Raw genomic sequence first — 6,000 nt, forward strand, 5'->3', positions numbered from 1 at the left:
CAGAAGGACGCGCGGCGCTCTTAAAGCGCGTCGCGTTAAGGTCTTGTTTTTATGCAAGTCGTTATCGCAAAACCGCTGCGCACCCCCGGTTCAAGCCCGAGGGCATGCTTTTGCGCGACATGCATTGAATGGGGGGCGCGGATGACGCTGGACGACTACAACGGCTTCTGCGCTTCCTTGCCTGCAACGACCCACGTCATCCAGTGGGGCGGCGCTCATGTCTGGAAGGTCGGCGCCAAGGTGTTTGCCATCGCCGGCTGGGACGAGGGCAAACAGCCGTTCGTCACCTTCAAATGCTCCGACATCGCCCATGACATCCTGAAGGAACAGCCGGGCCTGCGGCCCGCGCCCTATCTTGCGTCACGCGGCATGAAATGGATCCAGCGCCAGACAAGCCAGAGCATGGATGACGACGCGCTGAAGGACTATCTGCGCGAAAGCCATCGCCTGGTCGTGCTGAAGCTGACGAAACAGGCGCGCAAGGAATTGGGACTCTCTGCAAGCTAGCGCATATTGCTCCGGCGTTGCCAGAAATCCGCCATCTTCATGCCCGGTTCATGTTGGACCCTTATCGTGGCAACTGATTTGCTGGCGAAGAGGTTCGTCGTAAGGGCAATGCCGGGCGGCGGCATTACGGACCGGAGAGTTTTGACCATCATGTTTCGCACGATTTTCACCCTTTCGGCGCTTGCCGCTGGGTTGCTGGTGTCGAGCGCGATGGCCTCGCCAATGGCGGATACCGCGCCGCGACCTGTCCGTGCGAGCGATTCCGGCGGCATTCTTGTGGCCCAGAACGGCGATGTCGACGTCTATTACGACGCCAGGGGAAACCGCGTCCTCGTCGATGCCGAGACCGGCAAGGTCATCGCCATCCAGCCGCCGCAGACCAGGTTCGACCGCCGTGCGCTGCGCCGCGAGCGCTGGCGTAATCTCGGGCCGGTCGAGGATGACGACTATTATCTCGACGATCCGCAAGACACGGCGCGCGTCCGCCGCAGGCAGTTGGACGAGCAGGGCCGCATCGTCGAGCCGCCGGCCGACGATCCCTATGGCGACAATTCGGTGGAAGCTTTTCCGGAGGCGCCACAGGACGAAGGCAGCTATGGCAACACCTACCCGGAAGCGCCGCAGCCGGCAAAGCCGCGCACCATCACGCGCCAGCCGCTCGACGAAGCCTCGATCGAACCGGTCGAGCCGACCGCGCCGGCCGAGCAGGCGGCGTTGCCGCCAAAGACCGGCGGCAAGACAACAGTCAACCCGTCGCTTTCGCTCGGCGCACGCCAGGATATCGCCTCATTGCAAGTGCTGCTCGACCGTGCCGGCGCTTCGCCCGGCGTGATCGACGGGCGCTTCGGTTCCAATGTCGACAAGGCGCTCGCCGCCTACAACGAGATCACCGGCAGCAATCTGCGATCCACCGATGCGGTCGGCATCCAGGCAGCCCTTGCGCAATCGGGCGGCGACGCCTTCGCTTCCTACACGATCACACCGGAGGATGCCGCCGGCCCCTATGTCGCGTCGATACCGGAGGACTACAGCCAAAAGGCTCAGCTCGACCGCATGGGCTACACCTCCGTCACCGAAGCGATCGCCGAGCGGTTCCACATGGACGAGAACTATCTGAAGGCGCTCAATCGCGACGCCAATTTCAACCGCCCCGGCACGATCATCAAGGTCGCGAATTTCGGCAAGCTGGTGGCGAAGCCGGTGGCACGCATCATCGCCGACAAGGGCAAGAAAGAGGTCTTCGCCTATGACGCGTCGGGCAAGCTGGTCGCGGCCTATCCGGCCACCATCGGTTCGTCGGACACGCCGTCGCCCTCCGGCACGCATACGGTGTCGCGGGTCGCGCTTGATCCCAACTACACCTACAACCCCAACATCAATTTCAAGCAGGGCGAAAATAACAAGGTCCTGACCATTCCGCCGGGCCCGAACGGACCGGTCGGCTCGGTCTGGATCGCGCTGGACAAGCCGACCTACGGCATCCACGGCACGCCCGATCCCTCCAAGATCGGCAAGACCGAAAGCCATGGCTGCGTGCGGCTGACCAATTGGGACGCGCGCGAACTCGCCAGGATCGTGTCGCCGGGCGTCACGGTGGAATTCGTCGACTGAACGCAGCCGCTCGGATCGGCTGCCGATCCTGCCGATCGGCCCGAGCTGTCCTGCGTGCCCGGACCTCCGTCTGGTTTCAACGACAGTAACCTGCTGGCCGGTTGTTGACGGTGCATCGGAGGTCTAAGCAGGCTTCATGAGGTCTCCAAGCGAAGCCGCCGCCACTCCCCTGACCGGCTCTTTTCCGGCCGATGCGTTCTGCCCGCAATCGCGGCGCAGGTTCGTGCTGATCGCGGCGATCCTGGCTTCCGCGCTCGGCTTCATCGACGGTTCGATCCTGGCCATCGCCACGCCGGCGATCCGCGTCGATCTCGGCGCCAGCCTCGCCGAGGCGCAGTGGATTTCCAACGCCTATGCATTGACGCTTTCGGCACTGATCCTTGTCGGAGGCGCGGCCGGCGACCGTTTCGGCCTACGCCATGCCTTCGTGGCCGGCATCGCCCTGTTCATTGTCGCCTCGCTTGCCTGCGCGGTGGCGCCGAATCCCGGGGTGCTCATTGCGTTTCGGGCCGTCCAGGGCATCGGCGCCGCCATCATGGTGCCGGGCAGCCTGGCCATCATCGCCAAGGCCTATCCGAAGAAGGAACGCGGCAGGGCGATCGGCATCTGGGCGGCGGCCTCGGCGCTGACGACGGCGCTTGGCCCGGTGCTGGGTGGTTTTGTCCTGTCAGCCTTCGGCGACGGCATCTGGCGGGCGATCTTCGCGATCAACCTGCCGCTCGGCCTTCTCTCGATCTACCTTTTGCTGGCCAAGGTTCCGGCAGACGCGCCGGCGGACAGGCGAAGCCTCGATCTCGGCGGGGCCGCGCTCGCCACATTGGCATTCGGAGCGCTTGCCTACGGCCTGACCTCGATGAGCGCCGAGGGCAGCGGGCATATGTCGGGACCAAGCATTGTCATCGGCGCGGTGCTGCTTGTGGTTTTTGTCTTCTTCGAGCTTCGGCAGCGCGAGCCGATGATCGACCTTTCGCTGTTTCGCATCAGGGCTTTTGCCGGCGCCAACGTGGCGACCTTCTTCCTCTACTTCGCGCTGTCGGCCAATCTGTTCTACCTGCCGATGCTGTTGATCGCCGGATGGGGGCTGAGCACGGCGGAGGTCGGCTTCATCTTCCTGCCGCTGTCGGCCTCGATTGCGCTCCTGTCGGGGCCGGTCGGTCAGTGGTCCGACCGGATCGGGCCGCGTTTTCCGATCGCCAGCGGCAGTCTGGTCGTGGCTTTCGCCTTCGCCGGTCTCGCTGTGCTCGCCCATGCCGGCATCCACAATTTCTGGACCGGAACATTTCCGCTGATGGCGGTTATGGGGCTCGGCATGGCGCTGGTCGTGTCGCCGCTGTCGACAGCGATCATGACCGCCGTCGAGGACAAGGATACGGGCGCTGCCTCGGGTATCAACAATGCGGTTTCCCGCATTGGCGGCTTGATCGCGGTGGCGGCGATGGGCTCGCTCGCAGCCTGGGTCTACTCGACGATGCTGGACACCGACGTCAGGTCCGGCATTCCGGGTTTTGGCGAACCGGCATCGGCCGGGCTGGCGCCCGAACTCGACGCAACCAGGCTCGCCGCCAGCGACGCGGCCTTCTCGGCCGTCTCGCTTGCAACCGCCCTGCTTTGCCTGCTTGCCGCGATCATTGCCTGGACGACCATTTCCGGGCAGGCACTGCCTTGGTCGCGCCGCACGGAGAACCCGCAGGCCTGATACTCAGCAGGCTGATTCGGGGGAATTGCTTCGTACTGAGGTCTAGCCCTCGATCTTGGCGCTCGCGACCTTCAGCGAATTGCTGTCTTCCTGCTTGAGCAGATCGTCGATGCGTTCGCGCTCGCGCTTGAAGGCGACGAGGTCGTCGCCCTTCAGCACCTTGCCGACCGGCAGGCGAACGCGCATCGGGTCGACCTTGGTGCCGTTGACGATCAGCTCGTAATGGAGATGCGGACCGGTGGAGAGACCGGTTTGGCCGAGATAGCCGATGGTCTGGCCCTGGCGGACACGCACACCCGGTTCGATGCCCTTGGCAAAGGCGCTCTGGTGATTGTAGGTCGTCTCGTAGCCATTGGCGTGGCGGAGGATGATCTGCTTGCCATAGCCGCCGGCCCAGCCGGCCTTTTCGACGACGCCGTTGCCGGCGGCGATGATCGGCGTGCCGATGGGCGCCGCCCAATCGACGCCGGTGTGCATGCGGACATAGCCGAGGATCGGGTGTCTGCGGGCACCGAAGCCGGAGCGGAATTTTCCCGCGGGCAGGGGATTGCGCAACAGGAACTGCTGGGCGCTCGAGCCGTTCTCGTCGAAATAGTCGGTGCCGCCGTCCTGCATCTGGAAGCGGTAGAAATTGCGTGTCGTGCCGCCGAAGGTCGCCGAGACATAGAGCAGTTCGGATTCGTCCGATGCCTGGTCGTCGCCGTCCGGTTGCGAGAACAGCACCTCGATGCGATCCGACGGACTGAGCCGCGACTGGAAATCGACACCGGACGCCAGCAGCTTGATCAGCCGCTGGGTCATCGCCTTCGACATGCCGTAGGAATAGGCGGCGCGGTAGATGCCGTCATAGACGTTCGGCAGACTGCCGCGCACCACCACCGGCGGCGAATCATCGAACGCGGTCAGCAATTCGGGATTGGGCTCCGGCTCCCGCGCCGGCACATACTGGCCGCGATCGTCGAGCGCGATGGTGACGATATGCTGGGTCCTGTCGTAGACACTGGTGCGAACGACCTTGGCGGTGTCGCCACGGACTTCGAGCCCGACGCGCAATACGGTTCCGGCCTTGAGCGCCGGGGCATTCAGCAATTTGGCGATCGCCTCGGCCATGCCGGTGGCGTCGTCGCCCGTATAGCCCGAATCGGCGAAGGCTTCGGCGATGTCCGTATCCTTGGTGAAGGGAATGATTTCCTCGGCGAAAGCCGGCGTCTGATCGTCGGCAACGGCGCGCGGCGACACCGAGACGTTTTCCGGCACGATCTTGACGTCGTAGGAACCGGCCATCGATTCGGCGAAGGCTTCACCGAATCGCTGCGGATCGACATAATGCAGCGACGCGACCTGCACGGCGCCGTCGCTGAGACCCGTGCCGGCCTCGCGCACCACCTTTTCCACCTCGTCGGCGGACAAGTCGCTTTTTTCATCGAAGGCGGCCGTCCCGATCGGGAAATCGATGGTCTTCAGGCTCATCTCGCTTTCGACCTTGGCGCCATAGATCTGGCCAGGTGTGGCGGAAGCGGTCGCCGGCTGGGCATCGTCATCGCCGTCGTCGCCAAACACCTGCATCGGGTCGAAAGGCGGGTAGGAGCGGCTGGTCGTTTGCCCGGCAAGCGTCATCTTGATCTGCACGAAAGGCATGGTGTGAATGACGTCGCGGTCGCCGACCTTGGTGACCATCGACACTTCCATGCGCCGGCGGTCCTTGGCCTTGGCGATCTGGCGCAGCGCCACCAGCCGCGCTGTCTTGGCGGCCTCGCCGGAATCATCGCCGCTGGCAAGGCTGATCAGCTCGGCGATCTCGGGCGGCGTCGCCAATTGCTGGCGCCCGTCAAGGGCTGCAAACAGCGCCACGCCCATCAACACACTGGAAGTCACCCCGGTGAGAAAAGTGCCCGATAGCCAGCGCGCCGAAACCTCGCGCCGGTCGGGCGGGCCGCTGCGGCCATCCGCGATCAGCGGCGGCTCGTTGCCGAGTTCGGCTATAACGTCTTCCGTATCTGGCATCCAGAAAGGCTGCTTCTTCCCCGGGCGGAACGGCTTGTCGTTTTGGTGGCCATGACATTTGCCTGTCACGGCGGGCGAAGTCAACGAAGCGCCTGGCCTCGGTCGAAATCCCCAATCACACGTCTTTCTCAGGGGTCCTCTTATAGTCTCTTATAGGGAGGCCCGCGCAGTCTCTTACAAGG

4 protein-coding genes are annotated in these 6,000 nt (G+C 64.2%); 3 read left to right on the forward strand and 1 reads right to left on the reverse strand.

The genetic code is table 11. From position 1 onward, the window contains the following. Positions 1-141 precede the first annotated feature (141 nt). The 3 genes from MESS4_RS07845 (at position 142) to MESS4_RS07855 (ending at position 3,814) form a co-directional block, all read left to right on the forward strand. Positions 142-507 (forward strand): MmcQ/YjbR family DNA-binding protein, encoded by a 366-nt coding sequence (locus MESS4_RS07845; protein WP_006328587.1) that lies wholly within the window; start codon positions 142-144, stop codon positions 505-507. A gap of 150 nt (positions 508-657) precedes the next feature. Continuing rightward, on the forward strand, positions 658-2,118 hold the full coding sequence (locus tag MESS4_RS07850; protein WP_006328589.1) for a L,D-transpeptidase family protein: 1,461 nt from the start codon (positions 658-660) through the stop codon (positions 2,116-2,118). 136 nt (positions 2,119-2,254) lie between these two features. Next, positions 2,255-3,814 (forward strand): MFS transporter, encoded by a 1,560-nt coding sequence (locus tag MESS4_RS07855; protein ID WP_006328590.1) that lies wholly within the window; start codon positions 2,255-2,257, stop codon positions 3,812-3,814. Positions 3,815-3,856: 42 nt separating this feature from the next. On the opposite strand, the gene MESS4_RS07860 is transcribed toward MESS4_RS07855, so the two are convergent. After that, positions 3,857-5,818, reverse strand: a complete 1,962-nt coding sequence (locus tag MESS4_RS07860) for a M23 family metallopeptidase (RefSeq protein WP_006328591.1) — start codon at positions 5,816-5,818, stop codon at positions 3,857-3,859. Between the last annotated feature and the right edge of the window lie 182 nt (positions 5,819-6,000).

The sequence above is a fragment of the Mesorhizobium sp. STM 4661 genome (assembly GCF_000359125.1).
Classification (GTDB): Bacteria; Pseudomonadota; Alphaproteobacteria; order Rhizobiales; family Rhizobiaceae; genus Mesorhizobium.